This is a genomic window from Photorhabdus noenieputensis (assembly GCF_018448935.1).
Lineage (GTDB): Bacteria > Pseudomonadota > Gammaproteobacteria > Enterobacterales > Enterobacteriaceae > Photorhabdus > Photorhabdus noenieputensis.
In genome coordinates this window covers 20585-44297 of sequence record NZ_RCWC01000005.1, presented here as the reverse complement: position 1 = coordinate 44297, position 23713 = coordinate 20585, and the positions used below count along the sequence as shown (strand labels likewise).

At 32.8% G+C, this 23713-nt stretch carries 20 protein-coding genes; all 20 read right to left on the bottom strand.

All coding sequences use genetic code 11. The features are described 5' to 3' along the window. Positions 1-32: 32 nt before the first annotated feature. Positions 33-521, bottom strand: coding sequence for a tRNA (uridine(34)/cytosine(34)/5-carboxymethylaminomethyluridine(34)-2'-O)-methyltransferase TrmL (gene trmL, locus EAE91_RS05590; RefSeq protein WP_214087623.1), 489 nt, complete (start codon positions 519-521; stop codon positions 33-35). A 197-nt stretch (positions 522-718) separates the two neighbouring features. Then, a complete protein-coding gene (locus tag EAE91_RS05585; RefSeq protein WP_214087622.1) occupies positions 719-1417 on the bottom strand; it encodes a class I SAM-dependent methyltransferase in 699 nt (232 codons plus the stop codon). A gap of 598 nt (positions 1418-2015) precedes the next feature. Continuing rightward, a complete protein-coding gene (gene galE, locus EAE91_RS05580; RefSeq protein ID WP_214087621.1) occupies positions 2016-3044 on the bottom strand; it encodes a UDP-glucose 4-epimerase GalE in 1029 nt (342 codons plus the stop codon). 68 nt (positions 3045-3112) lie between these two features. Next, entirely contained in the window at positions 3113-3670 is a 558-nt protein-coding gene (locus EAE91_RS24060) for a hypothetical protein (protein WP_244868685.1), read from the bottom strand. Then, positions 3663-3902 (bottom strand): hypothetical protein, encoded by a 240-nt coding sequence (locus EAE91_RS05570; protein ID WP_214087620.1) that lies wholly within the window; start codon positions 3900-3902, stop codon positions 3663-3665. The genes EAE91_RS24060 and EAE91_RS05570 overlap by 8 nt, the downstream gene beginning before the upstream one ends. Further along, positions 3903-4373 carry a glycerol-3-phosphate cytidylyltransferase gene (gene tagD / locus EAE91_RS05565; RefSeq protein WP_214087619.1) on the bottom strand — a complete coding sequence of 157 codons (471 nt, stop codon included), beginning with the start codon at positions 4371-4373 and terminating at the stop codon, positions 3903-3905. It lies immediately after the preceding gene. A gap of 431 nt (positions 4374-4804) precedes the next feature. Then, on the bottom strand, positions 4805-6685 hold the full coding sequence (locus tag EAE91_RS05560; protein WP_244868684.1) for a polysaccharide biosynthesis protein: 1881 nt from the start codon (positions 6683-6685) through the stop codon (positions 4805-4807). Positions 6686-7010: 325 nt separating this feature from the next. Beyond that, positions 7011-8189 carry a DegT/DnrJ/EryC1/StrS family aminotransferase gene (locus EAE91_RS05555; RefSeq protein WP_214087618.1) on the bottom strand — a complete coding sequence of 393 codons (1179 nt, stop codon included), beginning with the start codon at positions 8187-8189 and terminating at the stop codon, positions 7011-7013. Positions 8190-8199: 10 nt separating this feature from the next. Beyond that, positions 8200-8799 (bottom strand): sugar transferase, encoded by a 600-nt coding sequence (locus EAE91_RS05550; protein ID WP_214087617.1) that lies wholly within the window; start codon positions 8797-8799, stop codon positions 8200-8202. A gap of 1448 nt (positions 8800-10247) precedes the next feature. Then, positions 10248-11054 (bottom strand): glycosyltransferase, encoded by an 807-nt coding sequence (locus EAE91_RS05545; RefSeq protein WP_214087616.1) that lies wholly within the window; start codon positions 11052-11054, stop codon positions 10248-10250. Between the two features lie 19 nt (positions 11055-11073). After that, positions 11074-12240, bottom strand: coding sequence for a hypothetical protein (locus EAE91_RS05540; protein ID WP_214087615.1), 1167 nt, complete (start codon positions 12238-12240; stop codon positions 11074-11076). Next, entirely contained in the window at positions 12240-13268 is a 1029-nt protein-coding gene (locus tag EAE91_RS05535; protein ID WP_214087614.1) for a hypothetical protein, read from the bottom strand. Before EAE91_RS05535 ends, EAE91_RS05540 begins: the two co-directional genes overlap by 1 nt. Before the next feature lie 16 nt (positions 13269-13284). Next, positions 13285-14433: a CDP-glycerol glycerophosphotransferase family protein gene (locus tag EAE91_RS05530; protein ID WP_214087613.1), complete on the bottom strand. Its 1149-nt coding sequence runs from the start codon at positions 14431-14433 to the stop codon at positions 13285-13287. A gap of 44 nt (positions 14434-14477) precedes the next feature. Beyond that, positions 14478-15716: an oligosaccharide flippase family protein gene (locus EAE91_RS05525; RefSeq protein WP_214087612.1), complete on the bottom strand. Its 1239-nt coding sequence runs from the start codon at positions 15714-15716 to the stop codon at positions 14478-14480. Positions 15717-16585: 869 nt separating this feature from the next. Further along, entirely contained in the window at positions 16586-17545 is a 960-nt protein-coding gene (locus tag EAE91_RS05520; RefSeq protein WP_214087611.1) for a DMT family transporter, read from the bottom strand. Between the two features lie 213 nt (positions 17546-17758). After that, the gene (locus EAE91_RS05515) at positions 17759-19633 is read right to left on the bottom strand and encodes a polysaccharide biosynthesis protein (RefSeq protein WP_214087734.1); all 1875 of its coding nucleotides are present in this window, start codon (positions 19631-19633) and stop codon (positions 17759-17761) included. Between the two features lie 9 nt (positions 19634-19642). After that, complete coding sequence (locus EAE91_RS05510) at positions 19643-20254, bottom strand: sugar transferase (RefSeq protein ID WP_214087610.1); 612 nt, start codon at positions 20252-20254, stop codon at positions 19643-19645. Then, positions 20255-21412 (bottom strand): DegT/DnrJ/EryC1/StrS family aminotransferase, encoded by a 1158-nt coding sequence (locus EAE91_RS05505; RefSeq protein WP_214087609.1) that lies wholly within the window; start codon positions 21410-21412, stop codon positions 20255-20257. Continuing rightward, positions 21405-22643: a glycosyltransferase family 4 protein gene (locus tag EAE91_RS05500; protein WP_214087608.1), complete on the bottom strand. Its 1239-nt coding sequence runs from the start codon at positions 22641-22643 to the stop codon at positions 21405-21407. Before EAE91_RS05500 ends, EAE91_RS05505 begins: the two co-directional genes overlap by 8 nt. Then, a complete protein-coding gene (gene wecB, locus EAE91_RS05495; RefSeq protein WP_214087607.1) occupies positions 22640-23710 on the bottom strand; it encodes a non-hydrolyzing UDP-N-acetylglucosamine 2-epimerase in 1071 nt (356 codons plus the stop codon). Before wecB ends, EAE91_RS05500 begins: the two co-directional genes overlap by 4 nt. Between the last annotated feature and the right edge of the window lie 3 nt (positions 23711-23713).

Here is a 23713-nt window from a genome sequence, read left to right as displayed (position 1 = left end):
GTGTAGCGATATTAGGCATATTTATTGACGCACTATTTTCTGATGATAGCGCCCTGATAATCTAGTTGCCGCCAGGCTTCAAAAACAACAACAGCAACTGAATTGGAAAGATTCATACTGCGACTGTTTGCTAGCATTGGGATACGAATTTTTTGTTGTGGTGACATATTATCCAATACATAAGGTGGTAACCCTCTGGTTTCCGGCCCAAACATTAAATAATCGCTTGCTTGATAACTTACGGCGCTATGTGCCGGAGTTCCTTTTGTTGTGAGAGCAAACAAACGAGCAGAAGACTCTCCTGTTAATCCTTCATTCTCTAAAAAAGCAAAATAATCATGATGTTGTTTAATATTGGCAAATTCGTGATAATCCAGCCCGGCTCGACGTAGCCTTTTATCATCCCAGGTAAAACCCAGAGGCTGAATTAGATGCAATTGAAATCCGGTGTTAGCACAAAGACGAATAATATTACCGGTATTAGGTGGGATTTCAGGTTCAAATAAGACGATGTTTAGCATAATGCCCCCCAGAAACAAGGGGCACAGGTTAGCAGAAATCGGGAGGGGATGCAGGAGGATCTTCATCGATATTCTTATTTACCTGTTGGAAGATCTTTCCCTGTAGGGGTACTCGATTGTATTGTCAGTAAACTTAAAAGTGAAAGAACATCACTGGATATAACCTAACATACTAAATTTTTTAGAGACTTTCTGGATTATTTCTTTGCCACACCGATGATAATATAGTGCCAATGTTTAGGAACGACTTTATTTAACACTTTATTATCTAACATCCCTAAAAAATTTCTTTGAGATTCATTCCTGCCAAACGTAGCAAGGAAACCTAAAGTTGTATAATTAACATGTGAAAATGCTGACAGATACTCGGTCATTTCGTTGACAGTAACATAGCCCCAAGTATTCCCCCAATTAACATAATTTTTTCTGAGAAACTTATGCAATGGCGATGCGATTAAATTCTCTGCAAACCAAAATTCACCCCCCTCTTTTAATGAATGGAAAATCTGATTAATCGCCTTTTTTTGTGCTGATTTATTTGAATTGTAGCCAATACCACCTAATACTGATTTAAACATCACAATATCAAAATGGTTTCTATATTTAATATCTAATGCACTTAATTTACCATATCGAATTCTATTTTCTATATTATAACGCTTATGTTTCTCCTGTGCTTTTGAAGTAGGGCCATTTAAATCCGTACATAAAACATTACCTCCATTTAATGCTGCCCACAGTGATAATCCACCATTTCGGCTTCCTAGTTCTAGAATATTAGCTGACTTTAATTCTAAGCTAGAATGGTCCCTCCAATATTTTAAGGCATGACCCCAATTACATATATCCCACTCTATTACATCATAGAGAAGCTCTTTTGAGTTTTCTGTTTTCATAAAATGACCAATAGATTAATTATTTTGATAATACTTTTATAGTAAATTACTAAGATCTAGTGATACATTATTTTTTAATGATGGTATTATAAAAAAGGATTACGTAAGGACCTGCTTAGCAAGAATTTCAGGTAGATAGGCTGTACTTAGCGTTGCTTTCATTTCAATATTCTCCTTAAATATTTTAGTGTTATTCAGTACATTCACTGAAATATATTTTATCCAAGATAGCCATTTCCCTGAGTGACCGCACTGAATTGGGAGCGCCTGACGGTTTTTCCATCGGTGGCACCCCTTGAGCTTTTCGTCAGTTCACGGCAAATATTCATCCATTTAATGAAATACTTTTGAGACTGCTTGGTATTGATACAACCATATGGCTATGGTTTTATGAGTTGGAATATCCTGCTCAAATTCACTGTATTGCTCTAACAATCCTCAACACCAAAGTCTTCAATTTCTTCCCAGTCTTTGGTGCCAGCAATGACGGCACTGATTGTTAACGGCAGAATATCTGTCAGCTTATTTATAATTGTTTGCTGTCTTGGCTAGGATTGCGAGTAACCGAGAGGTTGCTAAATCAATCGTAAAAAGGTTTTTAACGTTCTTTCCCTGAGCGAAAACCATGAGGGTTACTCTTTTGCCAATTCCAACTATCACGCATCATATCGTCAATATTGCGTGTCGCTTGCCAGCCAAGGATATCGAAAGCTCTGGATGGATCAGACCAACACTCGGCAATATCCCCAGAACGTCTATCTGTAATTTTGTACGGAATATCTTTACCTGATGCCTTTTCAAAAGCATGAAGTAGTTCAAGTACAGAATAACCAGCACCGGTTCCTAAATTAAAAACTTCATAGGATTGCTGTTTATTCAGATAATCAATGGCGGCAATATGGCCTTCAGCTAAATCCATTACGTGAATATAATCACGAACACCGGTACCGTCTTTAGTTGGATAATCATTGCCATACACTGATAAACATTCCAGACGGCCAATAGCAACCTGAGTGATATAAGGTAACAGGTTGTTAGGAATACCGTTAGGGTCTTCACCAATCATACCTGATGAGTGTGCACCAACAGGGTTGAAATATCTTAGACTGGTAATTTTGAAACTTGGCTCGGCTGCGGCAAAATCTTTTAGAATTTGCTCTACCATCAGTTTTGATGTGCCATAAGGGTTGGTGGTGCCGCCTACTTTAGCATTTTCAGTAAGTGGTACAAATTCAGGATTACCGTAGACTGTCGCCGATGAACTGAAAATTAGTTGATGTACACCATTAGCGCGCATAGCCTGTAACAGAACTAGAGTGCCAGTAACATTGTTCTGATAATATTCAAGTGGCTTTCTGGTAGATTCGCCAACCGCTTTTAATCCAGCAAAATGAATTACAGATTCTATTTTGTTTTCTTGGAAAACTGTATTAAGTAAATTTAGATCAAGTACATCGCCTTGATAGAATTTCACGGATTTGCCAGTAAGTTTTTCAACTCTACGAAGAGATTCTGGTGATGAGTTACATAGGTTATCAATAACAACAACATCTGCTCCTCTTTCCAGAAGTGCTAATACTGTGTGTGAACCGATATAGCCGGCTCCGCCGGTGATTAGGGTTGGCATTTGTTATCCCGCATAATAAATCTATAGGTGCTTAAACTCAGACTGAACAGTGTTATTAATGCCTTGTTCTAAAGAAACGGGAGCTTTGAAGCCAGTTTTTTCAATGAAGTCTGATTTGAATGTGTGCGAGCACAGAATTTTCTAACACGAATGCTGCTAGTAGAAAATTCTTTGCCTGTGATTTTAGATAATATATTAAAGCAATAACCACCCTTCTGAAAAATTGTACTTATTAGTCGAATCCTCCATTGATTAGTATTATTCGGTGGGATAAGTTGATCAAATGCTGCATATTCTTTCGAATTGTAATTCGATGCATTGATTAAATTTCTCAAATACTTGCGGGTTTCAATATAAAAATTTTCTCTTGGATAAGAGTAATACATATTCTTGTTAAAAATTTTACTGTAGATTCTTGCACCACCTCCATTTATTCTCAGAATTTTTTTCTGGTAGAATCTTTCAAGATAATATATAAATTTTCCAAAAGGTTTTTCATCAATGATATCTTGATGCCAAAATCCATGCCACTTTACATCAATAATATTTTTTAAATATTCTTTTGTAATTTCTTTAAATCTATTATTGAAAAAGTGTTCATGTGAATAAACATTACTTTTACTCAAGAAATTCACATATTTTATATAAATAATTATTGATATGATAATTTGTAGTTAAACGATTATTGTTTTGGACAATACCATAATCTAGATCTCTAATCCCATGAGGATCTTGCAAAAATCCGAATTCAAAATTTCCAAATGAGTGAATATTAGAAAATTCTTTTAGTAAATCTGAAACAACACTTGAGCCTGTATCACCATAACCAGTACATGTAATTACTTTTGGTCCTAACATTTATTTATTAGCTCCAGATATTGCTTTTACGATATCAAAGACATTGCTAACTGACTCTTCAAGCTCTTGTAGCTTTTGTGGTGTAATAAATGATAATTCATTTTTAATCTGAGTTGTTGAAATATCTTTAGTTCGTTCTAAATAGATAACTTCGCATATATCATTTAAGTCATCAAAGTGACCTCTCCAATCATCTCCCATTCCAAGTATATCTACTTTATTGCTAATGATATCTACTCTTTTTTGCTCCCAAGTATTTTCGGGAAGAACCATATCAACGTACTTACAGGATTCAATTATTTCTTTACGCTCTTCATAGGAAAAAAATGATTTTTTTCCTTTAAGTTGATTAAAATCATCAGTAGAAATTACAACGATTAAATAATTTCCAAGGGCTTTTAGCCGTTTCAAAAGACGAATATGTCCTACATGAAAAAGATCAAATGTTCCATACGTTATAACTTTTTTCATGGTTTTTCCTTATGAAGTAATATTTCCTAAGAATTGATCGGTGAACCAATAGCGATTTAATAAGTAATAAAAATATAACAACGTATAGCTAGCGAATAACATACTGAATATTAATTTTTGTTTTATGTATGAAGATATATAATAGGAACTATATATTGTAACATAATATAGCTCCTGAGAGCTATTTCTCTATTAAAAGATAGAAAAATAGATAGTGATAATATTAATCCATATAATTTTAACAAATCTATATATACTTTATTTTTTATCTTATTCTTATAAAAACACAGGTATATTAATAAATGAGAGGAATATAAAAAATGTACATATATATGGTTGATGTTGATCGGCGTTCGTTGAAATATATGTTCCGAGCCGATGTTCTCTGTATTATATAATAATCTCCAAATTTATCTATAATATTATGGGTATTATTTTAGAAGATCGTAAATATAATCTTTAGGATGAAAATCAATAGGAGCATTGATCAGGAGTTTCCTAATATTTTCAAAATCGTAATTTTCACAAGATGTTTTTAAGTCATTTAATAACGGATTTAATTTATCCCAAGTGAGAAAAACTTCATTGGCTGTCATGATTCTTGGGTGATTGGTGCCAGAAACGTTATCACCAATTAGGAGCTCTTCGTAAAGTTTTTCACCGGGTCTTAATCCGGTAATTTTGATTTCGATATCACCATGAGGGTTGGTTTCATCTTTCACTGTCAGGCCGGAAAGATGGATCATTTTCCGGGCGAGATCATAAATTTTTACTGATTCTCCCATATCCAGAACAAAAACATCGCCATTATTGCCCAATGCCCCTGCCTGGATGACTAATTGGGCGGCTTCTGGGATTGTCATGAAGTAACGGGTAATGTCTTTATGGGTGAGGGTTATCGGTCCACCACTTTTTATCTGTTTCTCGAACAGGGGGACAACGGAACCGGATGAACCCAGGACGTTGCCAAAACGAACCATTGAGAATTTTGTATGGATGTTTTCTTTGGAAAAAGCTTGCAATATAAGTTCCGCAAATCTTTTAGTTGCCCCCATTATATTTGTAGGGCGGACAGCTTTATCTGTAGAGATTAATACGAATTTATCAACTTTTTGATTAATTGCTGCTTTGACAAGTGAAAGGGTCCCAAAAATATTATTATTCACACCTTCTATTGTATTCATTTCTACAAGAGGGACATGTTTATATGCAGCGGCATGGTATATTGTATTAATATTGAATCTATTTATTGTTTTATTTATCTTATCTGAGTCTTTTATATCACCTAAAATTGGAATAATGGTTATATTCAAGTTATTTTCTGAATTTATTTTTTGTAACTCTTTTTCTATTAAATAAAGGCAGTATTCGGTTAACTCAAATAATACCATCTTAGAGGGAGACTGATTGATAATTTGTCTGCATAACTCTGAACCTATTGAGCCACCGGCACCTGTAACGAGAATATTTTTATTTTTAATATTCTTACTTAGTAAATCTTGTAATGGATTAATTTGTTCTCTACCAAGTAGATCATTAATAGAAACGCGTTTCAGTGAATTTATTTGGGCTTTTCCTTCAACTAGATCATTAAAACTTGGGATGGTGAGGATTTCACAATGTTCTGTTTGTAGTTTTTCAAGTATCTTCTTTCTATTAGATATTGGTGCGCTAGGTATTGCCAATAATATTTTCTTTATATGATATTTCTCTATTAAAGATGTTACTTTTTCTGGAGGAAATACACAAACTCCATGAATAGATAAATTGTGTAATTTAGAGTTATCATCAATGAAAGCAATGGGATTAAATTCTCTATGCTCTCTTAATATGGGTAAAAGTTGCCGGCCAGATTCTCCTGCCCCATATATAATCACCGCGTCGCCTTTATTTTTTAATAGATTGCGCAACGTTCTGTATAAGAATCTAGTGCCGCAGAGTGATATAATCAGAAAAGAAAAATAGATAATTGGTACAGTTCTGGGTAGAAATGCCTGTTGATATAAAGAGATAGCTGATAATAATAGAGAAGATAGAAATGAACCAATAATAGCCCATTTTAATATACTCATATTGACGTACTTTATTATAGATCTATAAAAGCCAGTTTTTGAGAAGATAAATAGAGTACAAGGTATTGTGAATATGATCGCCAGCCAATGATTCAAGCTATGAATTGGGATTTCTCTGTCTAAACGTAACCACATACTGAGCCAATATGAGGTAATGATCATCAATATATCAACTGTTAGAAGGATTATAGTTTTTATTAACCTGTCTTTGTTTCTATTAAGAATTGTTTTTTTATTCATGATTTTTGATTACTTAAATACCATTTTAATAAGTAAGAAATTCTTCCGATAAGAATATTAAAATCTCAAAATATGTATAGCCAATATTATAATAGTATATTTATTATATAGATTTATAAAATTTCTAATTAAATATCTCTGGATTCATTTAATTAGCAGAAAATATACAGAGTAGATTGTAAATTGAGGCATAATGATAGGTTAGTATTTATTAAAGCAAATTCATATAATAATCTCTTTGGTGCCTTATTAATATAGTTCAAGATCACTAAAGAGATTTAATTAATTTAGTTTTATAATTGAATTTTAAGGTAAAAATAAGATGTTATTTTATTTGTGCATTATTTAATACTTGACATATAAATTTGCCCATTAATTTCATTTCTTTTATAGTTAATGTTGGGTGCACCAGAAACATCAAGCTTGTTTCACCAAGTTCTTTTGCATTCTTTAATCGAACTTTGGGACGCCAAGCTGTATTATCAAATGCTTTTTCTAAATATACTTCAGAACAGCTACCTTGATAACAAGGAACACCCAATTTACCAAGCTCTTCAATTATGCGATCTCGCGTCCAATCTTTTGATAACAAGTCAGGTTTAATGAATGCATAATACTTATACCAAGCATGTTGTACATAGTCAGGAACAATAGGAATTCTAATACAGTCGAATTTTTTTAATATATTAGTGAGTATTTTTGAGTTTTCAGAACGTATTCTAATCCATTCTGGTAATCTTTTTAATTGAATACGTCCGATAGCTGCTTGCATTTCTGTAAGACGCCAATTGGTGCCAAAACTCTCATGCAACCATCTAAAACCTGATTTACTCTCTTGATTATTTACTACATCAAAATTTTTTCCGTGATCTTTATAGCTCCACATTCTAGACCAAAGATTAAAATCATTTGTTGTTACCATGCCTCCTTCACCACCTGTTGACATAATTTTATCTTGGCAAAAGGACCATGCACCAATATGACCAAAAGTACCTACTGAACGGCCTTTATATTTCGCACCGTGAGCTTGTGCACAATCTTCAATAATAAAAAGATTATGTTGATTGGCAAAATTCATGATTTCATCCATGTCTGCTGGCATTCCTGATAAATGTACAACTATTATAGCTTTAGTTTTTGGTGTTAAAGCATCATTAAGAGTACTAGAGGTGACATTTTGGCTATTTAGATCAACATCAGCGAATATAGGATTGGCTCCAGCGTTGACAATACATGATGCTGAAGCTAAAAATGTCCTAGAAGTGACTAATACATCATCACCGACACCAATATTCAATGCGTATAGTGCAATGTCTATGGCAACTGTTCCATTAGCAAGAGCAATCGCGTATTTTGACTTAGTGAATTCTGCGAATTCTTTCTCAAAAGTCTTACATTCATTTCCAGTCCAATAATTAACTTTATTAGAAAGTAAGATTTTTTCAACTGCTTTAGCCTCTTCATTTGTAAAAGATGGCCAAGGGGAAAAATGTGTATTTAACATTTTCATCTCTTTATTTTAATGTATGTATAATATACTTGATGTCTTTAAGGAAGGAATATTTTAGGTAATATTCCTTATTAATATTGACTTTATCAGGCCAGATAATGAGATCATTATATTCTTTAGGATTAGACTTTTCTTTTAGTAAAGTCTCTTCATTCTTATATTTTATTGATGCAGGACCTGTTATTCCCGGCTTTAATTTAAGAATGATTCTATCATCGCCGATTAACTTATCTGCATATCCGGGAACGTCAGGTCGAGGCCCAACAAAACTCATATCACCAATTATCACATTAATTAATTGAGGTAGTTCGTCGATTTTGTATTTTCTGAAAAAATTACCACTTTTAGTAATCAATTGACTATTCTCTGAAGTGATTGACGATCTATTTTCGTTTTTAATAACTGGTCGCATTGTTTTTATTTTAATAACTGAAAATATTTTCCCATTTTGCCCTACTCTTTTTTGTAGGAAAAAACCATTGGATCGTGTTTCAATAGTAGAAATAAACCAGCTTATAAGTATTATAGGAAGTATAATCAAAATAATTGATATTGATAGTATAAGATCAAATATTCTTTTGAGGAAAATTTGTGATTTTTTCATATTTACTAGATATTAATAAATGTTTTTTTATCTCAGGGGAATTGGAGAATAAGTAATTAAGAGATATATAGATATTTAGAATTGAACGAATGTAGATTAAATTATATGCTATTCCCTAGGCATTGCTTGCTCTCATAGTGATAATATTTTTATTATATTGTAGTAATAAGGATATATTAGTGGGACAATGATTTCATTATCTAAAATGACTTTGCTTAATATCGTTTCATTTTTGCTACCTTCTGATATATGTCGAGGAACTTTTTAGCAGTTGCTATAAAGGTGATTATGTATTTCTTCTACAGAGATAATTGTTACTATTTGATTTTATTAAGTTAAGCGAATGAATAGGTGAATATAACAGCATAAATTTGGGGTTATTGAGTGGTTATTTTTCTAGCTTACGATTGTTATGGAATTATCTGAGCTTATCAGTATAGACTCTATTTGGTGTGGTCATTTGTTTTAGATACTTGGTAGCGTCGTAGCGTCTAACTTTTGTGTACTCACTTTCAGTGTGGGATGCGTTTTTTTCAGTTAGTAAGTTGAAAATTGTTCAAAGAATCTACACCAGATTTAATTTTTTTCGGATGATCTATTATTACTAGGTAAAGTTATCTAAATAGTATATACCCGTTATCTTTCAAGTTGCCTCTTGCCTCTTGCCTCTTGCCTCTTTATTCGTTCAGCCTGGCCACATAGTTATCTATGCTCCCGGGGATTCGCTCCCTTGCCATCGCGAAGCATCTTGAAATCCATAGAGTATATACGGATGCTAATTCAATACAAGTGATGATTTTTCTTTCTGTTGACAATGTAACCGCAAACATATATTTATTCGGCTTCAGAAAGGCCCTAATAATTATCCACACTCTTTGCCCTAATTATTTCAATCGTTTTGAAAAACTGAGATATTTGCCAGGTTCATAGAGAGTTTGTCCTACCTATCAGTGTATCAACCACTACTGGGAATAGACATTCTACGTATTTCGTTTTGTTTCTGACTAATGTTCAGGCTATTCGGTTATTTTTATTCGTCAGGACAACGGCCGCCTTATTCATACTATCACGGCTCCGCTCTTTTCTTTGGGGACCAAACTGGGATAATTCATAAAATGACGGCCATTTCTGAATTCAGAACCGACATGTTTAGAAAATCAATACTCAGTAGCGTCTGTAAACGCCGGGTGTAAATTCAGCTGGTTAAGTAGTTATCCAGCTTCTTAGATACCGATTGTTTCCAGAGTTAAATGTAGTCCAGCAGTTGCTAAATTTGTAGTAATTGTTTCAACATTATAGTTCAAATGTTGAACAGAGTTTTGTTCAAATCTTTTGCTTTATGAGCTGTAGTTATCCAATCCGTTTTAAGTGAATTAATGATCTCATCAATTCTAGGTAATGTAAATGGTAAGAATTTACTCATAATTTTCTAGAGTTAATTTTCAATGTCATCTTAAATATTTGTATAAGACCTTTTTCATAAAACTGGGAGATAGTGATATGAAGAAATATAAAACGGCATATATATCACCTTTTAATCCGTACCCTAACTTTCTATTAATAACTATTAAACGAAATTTTAATAAATCTATAGTTTTTCTAAGGTTAGAACGACGTTTATAAAAATTACTTGTTCTTCTGAATTTTAACCCTATATAAGGTATATTAGCAAATATACAATTATTTAAAAATCCATTGTACCATAATGCTGTATCTTCTTCTAATAGTATATTAGTTGGGTAGATACCCGCTTTATTGAAAAAGGATTTTCTGAACATTACAGAAGGATGCGCTAATGGTGCTCGTTTAGAAAAGAAACTTAATAGATCCTTATGTTCTAATGGATACTTAACTAACCCTTTTATTATATTATTATTTTCATCTATTTCTGAGATCCACATGCCGACAATATCTGTATTAGGGTTCTTTTTTAAATATTTTACTTGTTGGAAAAATCTATCGTATTCACAAATATCGTCAGTATCCATTCTTGCAATAAGTTCGTTGTTGCAAAATTCTAATCCTATATTTAATGCCGATGCTAATCCTACATTTTCTTCTAATCTTATAATTTTTATTGGTAATAAATCCATCCAATTAGAAACAGTTTTTTCTAGTTCTAAATTTATTTTTCCATCAAAAATTAAAACTATTTCATTCGATTTCAATTTTTGATTAAATAAACTTTCTAGGCACTGATCTAGATAAGAAGGAGATTCTTTGTCATATAATGACATTAGAACGGAGAAATTCATTTTGATTCCTATTTATCTATTATGGAAGATTATATTTATTTTCTGTACTGCCATAGTATTCGGTTTTTTCTATACTTATATAAATAATATACATGAAAGTTACTATTCCCATAAAATATGTATCGAATAAAAAATTCATGATTTGTAAATAGAAAAACAATGGATAAACTGGGTATTTCTTTAAAGCTGTATTTATATAGAAAAATAACATCGCTAAGAAAATAATCCCATGATCAAATATAGTTTGCAAATAAGCATGATGCATAACTTTACCAAAAAGCTTAAAGCTTACATGAGAACCAAATCCATATAATAGCCGACTAGGCTCGGCAACAAGCATTTTTATCCCACCAATTTGTGAATTTAATCTGATAAACATTGAATTTAACTTCATTGATAGGTAGTTATTTTGCCAATCATTAAACAGATTAATATGGAATATTTGACTTATTTCATAGGTAGAGAATAAATTACCTAAAATAAGGAATACAAGTAACCTAAATAGACTACGATTTTTTTTCAGATAAGGAATAGGCAATTTATATATTATTATGTAGAGTATTATAGCAATAACTATGGATGATACCGCTTGTGTTGTTAGTATTAGTATATAAGTAAGTATGAGAACAGTATTTGTAAGTTTATAATTTAATAATTTTATTAGAAATAAAAAAGAAATTAATAGTATTGCTGTATAATTAGGATCTAGTGCTAAACCAGATAATCTATAAGTACCTTCTATGCCACTATGGTATTGTCTATTAAATATCCATATAAAAGTTCCAATTATTGATAATAATAGAATTGATTTAAATAGAATTTGAATATTAATTTCTTTCTTTATTTTATTATTAGATATAAAAGTAAGGGGAAACATTAAGGCTATTGTTTTTGCCCATTTTCCTATTGTTTTTATAATGTCAATATAGAAAGAAAAAAAGAATATAATTATACTTAAAGATATAAATAAGATGAAATATAATAATCTATTTTTGGATATGGTGAAGTCTTTATTTAATAAGCAGAGTAGTATTGATAATAAGATTAATGGGATATGTACATTTAACTCACCTAACGGAGTTAGTGCTAGTAAAATTGATGATGCCAGTAGCGATTTTGTAAATGAGTTTAATCCTACTGATAGTATAATTATTGAGGTAATAAAGAATATTATTGAAGTATCCATTAATTGTTTTTCTGGCTTATTATATCGTATAAGAAATCACAGATATTAGATACAGAATAATCTTGAGTAATTTTTTCTGTTGGCTTTAGTTTTTTTAATTGTGTTGAAAATTTATATTTTTTTGAAATGCAAATATTACTACAATAAACTCCCTTCCCAAACGATTTAACTTGTAAAGCTTTAGCTGGGGTTATGGTAGACATAAAATAGCTATTATCGTAAGGCAATAGTATGTTTTCTGCACTATTTATTTTGTTAGCCAATTCTTCCATATCATAAATAGATTTTAATATGGTAATATTATTATTTCTCTTTAAATCAGAAGGGGGATTATTACTGATAATTAAGATGGTGTATCTTTTTGATAACTGTTTAATAAGTCCGATATCGATATGCGGATGAAAACTACCATAATAAACGAAATTATACTTTATCTCTTGGTCTTTATTAATTTTGAAAAATTCATCTGGAACAGGAGGAGGAACTAAAAATGCTTTATAGTCTGATATATTTTTCTCTCTTCTTTCATCATAAGATAGATGGTAATTAGTTGTGATATTTTTCATAACAGTTTCGTTATCACAGAAAAATATAGATTTATTTGCTAGTTTTTTCTCATATGGGATAATATTAATCGGGTAATTTTGTTTTTGGGAATCATGCACACAGTAATATATTTTTTTTGCTTTATTTCCTGCAATATCATAAACATGTGAATGTGGTACAAAGCTAATAATAATATCACTTTCATTTAAAATCAGATTTGCTTTTTTTAATAAAAAATAATTTAAAATCTTAAATACTCTTAAAGGAGGTAGTATTCTACATTTTATTATTTTAGTTTTATCTTTATTCACTGCTTTATTTTTTTTGAAAAGAGAAATGAAATGCTGCAACTTAGGAAATTTCATTGTTACTCTCTCAACAAAATAACAATCATCTTCTTTCTCTGTAAGGTAATCGAATAGATATTGGTTTATATGTTTATTATCATTGTAATTAATTTCGCTAAAAATGTAAATTTTCAATTTCTCACCTTATGAATTAATTAGTTAATTTTTCTCTTATTCTTTGAATGATGAAATCGTCATTTTCAGATGAAGAAAACAATTTCTTTATATTGTTTCTAGCTATTTTAAAATCGTCTTTTCCATCTAGTATATTTTTAAATAAAGACAATAGAGCATCGTCTTCTCTTACTATTGGTCCTGGCCTGATATTCTCTGGCAAATTATACAATTCTCTATTCTTTGAATAGGAATCTTCATCGTATGTGAAGAAAATAATAGGTCTATTAAGATATAAATAATCGAAATATATGGATGAATAATCTGTTATTAAGCAATCAGCTTTACTTAATACTTCATTAGGATCTGTTTTATTGTTGACTATTTCTATTCTATTTAGATTTCCTATCTCGGCATTATTCATATTTGTATTTGCATGTAACTTGAGTAAAAATTTACACTTTCTTTTATTACAAAATTCATTTATTTTTTCTAATAGCTCTAATTTATTACATAGAAAGTCATGATCATCGTCTCTCCATGTAGGGGTATATAAGAAATAAAATTCTTTGTTTACGTTTTTTCTATTTATTAAGTTGTTTACCCTAGGGTAATTTGCGAATATAATATTTTCTTTTGGTAATTTGAATGCTGTTTTGAATGAATAATTATATACAAATTCACCGGGAGATAATAATAGATCTGGTTTCTTATGATATTGAGGGTATAAGATTTTTGTAATAAATGTAGCATTTTTAAAGTATTTTGATAATGGTAATGTATTTATATCAAATTCTATTTTTTTCAATGGTATCCCATGCCATAAATTAACTAATAGTGTATTGCCACTCGTAAAGAAGTTTATATTATTTACGTATGAGGAGTATATATAGACTTTTGATGTTAATTGATAATATAATCCTTTTAAACTATATTTTGTGTACGCTTCATATCCATCTTTAATTATAGGTAATATAGAATATCTATTTTTCCCGATCCAAATAGCTCTAATTTCTGGACAGTGCTTATTACAATATTCAAAAAGGTACCTACTGTTATCGTTATATATGCCATAACTTCCAAATATCCATCTATTTTTATTTCTATAAAATAAAAATGATATAGGGTAAAACGGATATTGAATTAATAGTAATAAACCAGAATATAGTTTTCTAAATTTCTTCATTTCTAACAGCCTTGTTTCCAGTACGTGATAAAATGAGTGCTAGTTTATTGTGGTCTATTAATTAAGGATATGAAAATAACCACCCGCACAATCATGACTATTATTTCAACAATAAGTATAGCTAATGAAATATTTATTGCATTAATACTCTCAGTATAAAACAATATAATCAAATTTATTAATTGTAATAATGCACCTAATATTACAGTTTTATTTGCAATATCTAACCTTTTTATTATAGAAAAAGCTGGATATCCAAAATTGACACTGATATAATTTATTATTAGGCAGAATAAAAAAATATTCAATATTGGGGCCGCAGATGAAAATGATGGGCCGTAGAAAATAGTTAGAATATCACTTGAAAAAGATGTAATAACATAGCAGCCGATTATCATTGGTATTGCAATAATAAATGATATTTTGTAAAGAAATCTTTTATCACCAGATCTTGAGAGGTATGGATAAATTGCTTGACTTATTGGTGATATAATTCCTTGTCCTGCATTATATATTTTTTCTGAACTAGAATATAGACCTGCTTGCTGAACCCCGGCAGCACTACCGATGATTAACGTACTTGCACTAGTATATACACAAACGGCAGCTCTAGATATAAAAAACCAAGTGCTTTCTTTAAATACTTTTATAATCCGAGGATTAGAGATTAACCTAATTGTATATCCTTCACGGTATATAAAATAAATAGCTATGCTTGAAGACAAGCAAAAACTTATTGCTTGAAAAAATATGACTAACCATTCTTGTCCCGGATTTTTTACAAAAAACAATACTAGGATCATGTAAATAGCTTTAGCTATAATGGTATAGTAAGTTATTTTTCTCATTTTCTCAATCCCTTGAAAAAACCAAGTTGGTTGCATGGATTGAAAAGTGGCGCATAGTGCAATGGAGACTATTAATTTAATATCGGTTAGTAATGTGTCATGAGAATAAGTAAAAATAAAAAGTAACATAATGCCTAAAGTTGTTAGTAATATTTTTAGTATAAAAATAGCCCCTATATATTCACATGTTTTATTTATGTTTTTTTTATTATTGGCGATCCAACTAGGAGCTGATAGATTAAATCCATAATCGGTCAAAATTAGAAAAATAGATATAATAGACAGTGATATTCCTATTTTACCAAAACCGTCAATACCTAATATTCGACTTAAATAAGGAAATATCAATAATAAAGATAAATAATTTGCTATTTGCGTAATAAATAAAGCATTAATATTACTTAGTACACTATTTTTCGTGATTGCTTCTTTCATCTTTTAATTTTTAATAGCTTAATTTAAAATTATGGAGGTATGGTTTTTTTCGAGATACAAAAATATGATGTAAGTAGCTTTAGCTTTAGCTTTAGCTTTAGCTTTAGCTTTAAATAAAAATTTCTTTTATTTTCCTAAGGTTATACTTTTTGTTATAGGTAGAATTTAGAATATAGGTTTTATGACCATATATTTCATAAATTCACTGATGTTTTGAGGGCCTTGAAGAGCTTTGAATGTTATCTATATCCTATGGATAAGCAAAGCTACCGCACTAGGTTTTTGGCTCCCAGAGTGCCTGTGGTATTCGTAAATCTTATCTATTTCCCTGATTTCTCAATACTTTTGTCTGTCTTAACAAAAAGTAATGGGGGATAAGATTTTGTAACTAGTTGCGGGGAGATTAGACTGTAAATTCTTCTGGGTCAAGTTTAACAAACCACTTGTTTAGCTAATTGGTAGAATACAGTTAGCTGAAATCTGTATTACTGTTCATGGAATGGCAGTTAGATCTTACCGAAAACGTGCTATGATGCCTTATTTTTCAACAAGTTTGCTGCTATTCCATTCGCATCGGGATGTGGCAATGTTTCCGTGATATCCATTCGGTAGTAAAGCTTAATTGTGACATTATGTTTATTTAGCATTGTGATTGGTGGGATAACGATGTTCCTGATTCTGAAATCCGTAATCTTTGAAGGTGTAGAAACCCAATAGTGATTGTTATCTAAAAGGCTAGAGAAGAGAGGGGAGTGGTTGGTGTAGATTAGGGAATACTTGGTATTGATAGGGAGTGGAGTTTTAGTAGTTTTATTTAACTATAACATTAAAGCAAGCCTAAACTTGTTACGATACGAACAGAATCGTACTCATTTAAGTGTCAGAATCAATTTTTTGATATTAAGTGGATTTACGGCAGTCAGGAATGAACCAGCAGAGACTCCTACGCATAGGAGTAGGAGTTTTATAGAGATGGGTTCGTCTACCAGCAAACAAGCAAAAATCACTGCCCAGATAGCATAGGTGATATTTAAACTCATTGCACGGATGGGTTGAAGCATGCAGATTGCTTTGTAGTAGAAGAGGTACGATAGCGTGGCGACCAGAGAGGTGAAAAACAATAAGGAGTATAATTCTATATTTGAGAATATGTTTACAATACCAGGGAAAGAGTGAATGAATAATATGATAATAACTAAATAGCCCACTGAGGATGATAATTGCCTGATGAAGTAAGCAATATCAGCAGGTATATCTTTGTTCATACCGTAAGAGCTGATAACAACTTCGGAACTCCAGCCTAGTGCGCATATAAAAGCGAAGAGAAAACCTATCCAACCAGATATTGTCTGAGTTGATGCCGAATAACCGAGTATCATAGTGCATACAACGGCCAGTATTAATCCCAATATGCCGATAAGGTGAATACGATCTTTAAGCAGGAAAAAAGAAATGAGCGCCCCAATAGCAGGGTAAGTTGCCGAAATAGTGGCTGTGTAGCTAATACCAATGTATTGTATAGCTAAAATATAACAAGACATGCCAATTGGGCCGCCAAATATAGCCGCTAGTATAATTATGCCATTTTTCTTGTTTTTGGGGATAAGGCGTATCGCTCGGTATTTTCCTTTAACTATAAGATATATAAACATATATCCGCATGAAATCGTATCATTTAGGAAAGCAATAATGATAGGAATAAAGAAATAAGAGGAAAGAGTGTTGCTTTTTAATAAAATAGCTAAAAGAACACCAGTGAGTCCCCAAAAAACACCGGAGAATAGTCCATAGGCATTGGCTGTTACTTTACGGTTGATGAATATAGCCATTTGGGTACTGTTTCATAAGTTTATAGACTCATGCTAAGAGGCTGGTTTCATAATTTCCAGATGTTTAATCATTCTCCTTTGTTGAGGGAATAAATGAAGGAAGTATAATGCATATGATATATCTAATAATGAGGTTTTTGTTAGCTTGTTATTTTAATTTTCTGAATTATATGATTTCCAGCCAGTTTCATGACATGAATGTATTTATAGATATTATTTTAGAAGATCGTAAATGTAATCTTTAGGATGGAAATCAATAGGAGCATTGATAAGGAGCTTCCTAATATTTTCAAAATCGTAATTTTCACAAGATGTTTTTAGGTCATTTAATAATGGGTTTAATTTATCCCAAGTCAGAAAAACTTCATTGGCTGTCATTATTCTTGGGTGATTGGTGCCAGAGACATTATCACCAATTAAGAGCTCTTCATAAAGTTTTTCACCGGGTCTTAATCCGGTAATTTTGATTTCGATATCGCCATGAGGATTGGCTTCATCTTTTACGGCCAGCCCAGAAAGATGGATCATTTTCCGGGCGAGATCATAAATTTTTACTGATTCGCCCATATCCAGAACAAAGACGTCGCCATTATTGCCCATCGCTCCTGCTTGGATAACTAATTGGGCGGCTTCCGGGATGGTCATGAAGTAACGGGTAATGTCTTTGTGAGTGAGGGTCATCGGCCCACCACTTTTTATCTGTTTCTCGAATAGGGGGACAACGGAACCGGATGAACCAAGGACGTTGCCAAAGCGAACCATTGAGAATTTGGTATAACTGTTCTCTTTAGCAAAAGCTTGCAGTATCAGCTCGGCAAATCTTTTTGTCGCGCCCATTGTATTCGTCGGGCGGACGGCTTTGTCGGTAGAGATTAATACAAATTTTTCAACTTTTTCATTAACTGCGGCTTTAGCAAGTGAGAGGGTGCCAAAAATATTGTTATTAATGCCCTCTATGGTATTCATTTCTACCAGTGGAACATGTTTATATGCCGCAGCATGGTATATGGTATTAATGTTAAATTTATTGATTATTCTGGCTATTTTATCTGAATCTTTTATATCACCGAGAATTGCAGTAATTGTTATATTCAAATCTTTATCTGAGTTTATCTTTTGTAACTCTTTTTCTATTGAGTAAAGGCAATATTCGGTTAATTCAAATAAGATCAGTTGCGAAGGAGACTGAGTGATGATTTGCCTGCATAATTCTGATCCGATTGAACCACCGGCACCAGTAATAAGCACATTTTTGTTTTTGATATTTTTACTGAGTAAGCTTGGTAATGGGTTAACTTGTTCTCTGCCTAACAGATCGTTAATGGAAACACGTTTCAGTGAGTTTATTTGCGCTTTGCCTTCAACCAGATCATTGAAGCTTGGGATGGTGAGGATTTCACAATGCTCTTTTTGGAGTCTTTCAAGTATTTTTTTTCTATTAGATATTGATGCGCTGGGTATGGCTAATAATATTTTCTTTATATGGTATTTTTCTACTAAGAGCGTTATCTTCTCTGGAGAAAAGACACAAATTCCATGAATAGATAAATTATGTAATTTGTCATTATCATCAACAAAAGCAATTGGGTTGAATTCTCTATGTTCTCTTAATATGGGTAAGAGTTGTCGGCCAGATTCTCCGGCTCCGTATATGATAACAGGAGCGCCTTTATATTTTATTAAATTACGTAGCGTTCTATAGACAAATCTTGTGCCGCAGAGTGAGATAACTAAAAAAGAGAAATAGATAATTGGTACAGTTCTGGGTAAAAATGCTTGCTGGTATAAGGAAATTGCAGTTAATAGTAGAGTAGATAGAAATGAACCAACAATGGCCCATTTCAATATGCTCATGTTGACATATTTTAATATCGATCTGTAAAAGCCAATTCTTAAAAAAATAAATAGCGTTAAGGGTATGGCGAATATGATAGTTAACCAATGTTGTAAGCTGTAGATGGGCACTTCTCTATCAAGGCGTAGCCACATGCTTAGCCAGTATGAAATAATGATAATAAATATATCTACAATTAGAAGAACGATAGTCTTCATTAATCTATCTTGATTGAAAAACATTCTTTTGTTCATCATGGTTAATTACCTAAAAACTACTTTGTAAATTGTTTTAAAAATAATCTTCAGGTCATAGAAAAATGACTTTTTATCAATATATTCTAAATAGTACTTGGCTTTTATCGGCATAATAATATCAATATAAGCTTGATGTGGATCTTGATATTGACTTAGTATCTGGTTTTCATCGATCATTTCTATGGAAGCCAAATCGGTTATGCCGGGTTTTACTGATAATATTTTGTTTCTGACATCATCCGGATATTTGTCCATAAATTGTGGCACTTCAGGTCTTGGCCCGACTAAACTCATTTTGCCTCGAACAACATCAATCAGTTGAGCTAATTCATCAATTTTATATTTGCGGATGAATTTTCCAGAATTGGTAATACGGAGGTCATTACCAATAGTGAGTTGTCCTTTTTGCTCCGATCCCGTTGTCATGCTCCTGAATTTGTGAATATAGAAATCTTGATTATATTGGCCTACTCGTTTTTGTCGGAAAAAAATGGGTCCTTTCGAATCCATTTTTATCCAGATAGCAATAGTGATTAAAATAGGGAATAATAGAATGAGTCCAATGAAGGAAGAAGTAAAATCAAAAAGCCTTTTTAGAGCTAAATAATATGTCATCATTTATGCCAAGATCTCTTTAATTGTTTTGATAACGTAGATTTGGTCTTCTTTTGTCATTTTTGTATATAAAGGGATCGAGACAATTCTTTTAAAATTCTCTTCTGCAACGGGGAAGTTATTTTCATTAAGAGAATAGGTGTTTTTCCAGATGGGTTGTTTATGCAGTGGAATAAAATGGACAGAGCAACCTATATTTTTTTCTGCCATTTTTATAATGAAATTATCTCTGGATATTTTGACTTCATCGTTTAATCTAATGGTATATAGATGCCAGGCGTGTTGGCTATTAGGTTCTTTAGGCTTAGTAGGTAAGATAATGGGCAGATCTTTTAATTCATCATCATAGAGTTTCGCCATCTCCTCTCTTTTCTTGTGGAAAGTGTTTATTTTCTGTAATTGATGGATGCCGATGGATGCACAAATATCGGGCATGTTATATTTATATCCTGGCTCAATCACTTCATAATACCAGGCAGGTATTTTAGATTGATATCTATCAAAGGCGTCTTTGCTAATGCCGTGGAGACGCATTATTTTTGCTCTTTTTATGATATCTGGATCTCTGGAGACTAGCATGCCGCCCTCTGCTGTCGTCATGGTTTTATTCGCGTAGAAGCTGAATACGGTGACATCGGTGTCTAGTGTGCCAATTTTCTTTCCCTTGTATAAAGTCGGAAATGAATGGGCGGCATCTTCAACTATTCGTAAATTAAATTTTTTAGCTAACGCAATAATGGCATCCATATCACAGGACAGACCCGCAAAGTGTACAGGCATAATTGCTTTAGTTTTGGCGGTTATGGCTTTTTCTATTGCTATTGGGTCAATATTCAGGCTGTCAGGTAAAGAGTCAACAAAAACAGGGTGAGCCCCTAAATAACGGACAACTTCTGCGGTTGCCGTAAAGGTATAGGTCGGAACGATGACTTCATCACCCGGCTGGATACCAATGGCTTCCAACGCTAAATGTAATCCCGCCGTAGCTGAATTTACAGAAATTGCTTCAACATCAGAACCCAAATATTGGGCAAAATCTTGTTCAAATCTTCTGGCTTTAGGCCCGGTGGTTATCCAACCCGTTTTAAGTGAGTCAATAACTTCATCAATTTCAGATTGTCCAATTTCAGGTAATGCAAAAGGAAGGAATTTATTATTCATGATTAATTGTAGCCTTTATGAAATTGTCTGCTAATACGGAATAAGCGTGATTTTCTAAAGCGTAAATTTTACCTTTTTGTCCCATTTGGTTTAATTTTTCATTTGATAATTCACTGAGTTTTAATAAGGCTTGAGCAATGTCTTCTGGCTTGCCTGACTTAACGGTGATACCGCAATTCACTTCGGAAACCGGATCATTACCGGCATCAATCGCACATAAAATGGGTTTGCCCGCCATCATATAATCGATAAGTTTATTGGGGCTGATGCCAAATCTGAATAATGATTGTTTTTGTAACCCTATATAGGCAATGTCAATTTTATTGAGTAGTGTCGGGATTTGAGTTTTAGGGATCGGCTCAAAGAAGATAACGTTATGTATTCCCAGTGATTCAGATTCTTTAATTAAATTCTCCTTTTCGAAGCCAGTGCCAACCAATAAAAAAGTAATGGGTTTATCATGAAGCAGTGAAGCTGTTTTGAGTAATCTTTCTAGTGCATTTGGCCGTCCGTGAGCGCCACAATAACATACAATTTTGTGCCCTTTATTTTTTTCAGCTGTGATTAACGTTTCAAGTAAGCTGTTTAATGGCGTGAGTTGATTTACCCAATCATCTATAACTACACCATTGGGAATAATATGTAATTTATTAAGACCTAATCCATGTGCTTTCGTATGTTCTTGTACGTTAGGAAGCATGGAAACAACCATATCCGCATGTTTATAAGCCGAGTTTTCAGCGAATTGACATAATTGAATAAAGGGATGTTTCGGTGACATGCCACCTAATTCTATGGGGGAAAGCGGCCATAAATCATGTAGTTCAAAGACCAATTTGGCATTAGCTTTTTGAGCAATACGTTTTGCCACCCAGATATCCATCGGATATGTACTTGAAGCAATGACAACATCAGGTCGATATTTTTTAACTAGATTGTGACTATCAAACCAAATTTGCCGTAAAAAAGAGAAAATATTTTTGACTCTGGGTAATCCATTTCCGCTATAGCTCGGGGTTGGATACCAGACATATTCTAATCCGTTAATATTTTCGGTGGTTTTTTTATTATCTATCAGCTTAGGTTGTTTTGTTCGGACATGAGAATAGGAGGCTGCGAGTAGGGTAATATTATGTCCAGATTTAATCCACTCTTGCCCTAAATGATATGGGCGAAATTCCATACCCAGGTCCGGCGAACCCGCATAATGGTTTATATAGACGATATTCATAGTAATTTTTCTAATTCGTCAGCAATTCTTGTCGCGGCGATACCGCCGCCATACATGGATTGAATAGAGGCCATATTAGTCCCTATCATGTCATGAACGGCCTGGGTTATTTTTTTATTTTCAGCTTTTGAGAGTTTATTTACGCCGGCTTCAATTAATTCTACCCATTCAGTTTGATCTCTCACGGTGATACAAGGTCTACGGAAGAAGAAAGCCTCTTTTTGCAGTCCGCCGCTATCGGTAATAATCAGGGCGGTGTTTTTGAGTAGCCAGATCATCTCTAAATATCCCACTGGCTCAATTAAATGGACATCTAAATGTAAGCCGTATTGTGCTAACATTTTTTTAGTCCTTGGGTGGATCGGCATAACAACAGTAGCAATTCTTCTGTGTATATCATTCAATGCGTTTACTATTTCAGTTAAACGTGCCTGATTATCGGTATTTTCAGCACGATGGAGTGTGGCTAATATGAAGTTTTGTATGGAATCTAGCTCATCAGGTTTTTTTGCTGTTTGGCTGAAATATAAAGCGGCATCTTCCATGACATCACCGACTTTTCTGATATGAACGGGCTTTGAATTGAAGCCTTCTGCTTGTAGGTTATTGACAGCGGCGTCTGTTGGGCAGAAGAGAATTGAGCTGACATTATCGGTTAATATTCTATTGATCTCTTCGGGCATCTGCATATTAAAACTGCGCAGACCGGCTTCAACATGGATAATGGGAATATGTAATTTAGAGGCGGCTAATGCGCCAGCTAAAGTCGAGTTTGTATCACCATATACCATAACGGCATCCGGTTTTTCTGTGATAAGTACTTTTTCAATTTCTATGAGCATTTTTCCGGTCATTTCACCGTGCGAGCCGCCATGAATATTGAGTGTGTAATCCGGTTTGGGAATGGCTAATTCATTAAAAAATATATCAGACATATTAGTATCAAAATGTTGACCGGTATGAATGATAATCTCTTTAAATTTATTATGATTTTTTAAAGCGCGAGAGACTGGGCTGGCTTTAATGAATTGCGGTCTGGCACCTAATACGGTAATGATTTTTTTCATATC

Excerpts from the sequence above, each read along its gene's own strand:
- EAE91_RS05550 (WP_214087617.1), bottom strand. The coding sequence starts at position 8,799 with ATGAAAAAATCACAAATTTTCCTCAAAAGAATATTTGATCTTATACTA.
- EAE91_RS05515 (WP_214087734.1), bottom strand. The coding sequence starts at position 19,633 with ATGAACAAAAGAATGTTTTTCAATCAAGATAGATTAATGAAGACTATC.
- EAE91_RS05570 (WP_214087620.1), bottom strand. The coding sequence starts at position 3,902 with ATGTTAGGACCAAAAGTAATTACATGTACTGGTTATGGTGATACAGGC.
- EAE91_RS05510 (WP_214087610.1), bottom strand. The coding sequence starts at position 20,254 with ATGATGACATATTATTTAGCTCTAAAAAGGCTTTTTGATTTTACTTCT.
- EAE91_RS05540 (WP_214087615.1), bottom strand. The coding sequence starts at position 12,240 with ATGGATACTTCAATAATATTCTTTATTACCTCAATAATTATACTATCA.
- EAE91_RS05585 (WP_214087622.1), bottom strand. The coding sequence starts at position 1,417 with ATGAAAACAGAAAACTCAAAAGAGCTTCTCTATGATGTAATAGAGTGG.
- EAE91_RS05505 (WP_214087609.1), bottom strand. The coding sequence starts at position 21,412 with ATGAATAATAAATTCCTTCCTTTTGCATTACCTGAAATTGGACAATCT.
- tagD (WP_214087619.1), bottom strand. The coding sequence starts at position 4,373 with ATGAAAAAAGTTATAACGTATGGAACATTTGATCTTTTTCATGTAGGA.
- EAE91_RS05525 (WP_214087612.1), bottom strand. The coding sequence starts at position 15,716 with ATGAAAGAAGCAATCACGAAAAATAGTGTACTAAGTAATATTAATGCT.
- EAE91_RS05520 (WP_214087611.1), bottom strand. The coding sequence starts at position 17,545 with ATGGCTATATTCATCAACCGTAAAGTAACAGCCAATGCCTATGGACTA.
- EAE91_RS05530 (WP_214087613.1), bottom strand. The coding sequence starts at position 14,433 with ATGAAGAAATTTAGAAAACTATATTCTGGTTTATTACTATTAATTCAA.
- galE (WP_214087621.1), bottom strand. The coding sequence starts at position 3,044 with ATGCCAACCCTAATCACCGGCGGAGCCGGCTATATCGGTTCACACACA.
- EAE91_RS05545 (WP_214087616.1), bottom strand. The coding sequence starts at position 11,054 with ATGAATTTCTCCGTTCTAATGTCATTATATGACAAAGAATCTCCTTCT.
- EAE91_RS05560 (WP_244868684.1), bottom strand. The coding sequence starts at position 6,685 with ATGAATAAAAAAACAATTCTTAATAGAAACAAAGACAGGTTAATAAAA.
- EAE91_RS05500 (WP_214087608.1), bottom strand. The coding sequence starts at position 22,643 with ATGAATATCGTCTATATAAACCATTATGCGGGTTCGCCGGACCTGGGT.
- trmL (WP_214087623.1), bottom strand. The coding sequence starts at position 521 with ATGCTAAACATCGTCTTATTTGAACCTGAAATCCCACCTAATACCGGT.
- EAE91_RS05555 (WP_214087618.1), bottom strand. The coding sequence starts at position 8,189 with ATGTTAAATACACATTTTTCCCCTTGGCCATCTTTTACAAATGAAGAG.
- wecB (WP_214087607.1), bottom strand. The coding sequence starts at position 23,710 with ATGAAAAAAATCATTACCGTATTAGGTGCCAGACCGCAATTCATTAAA.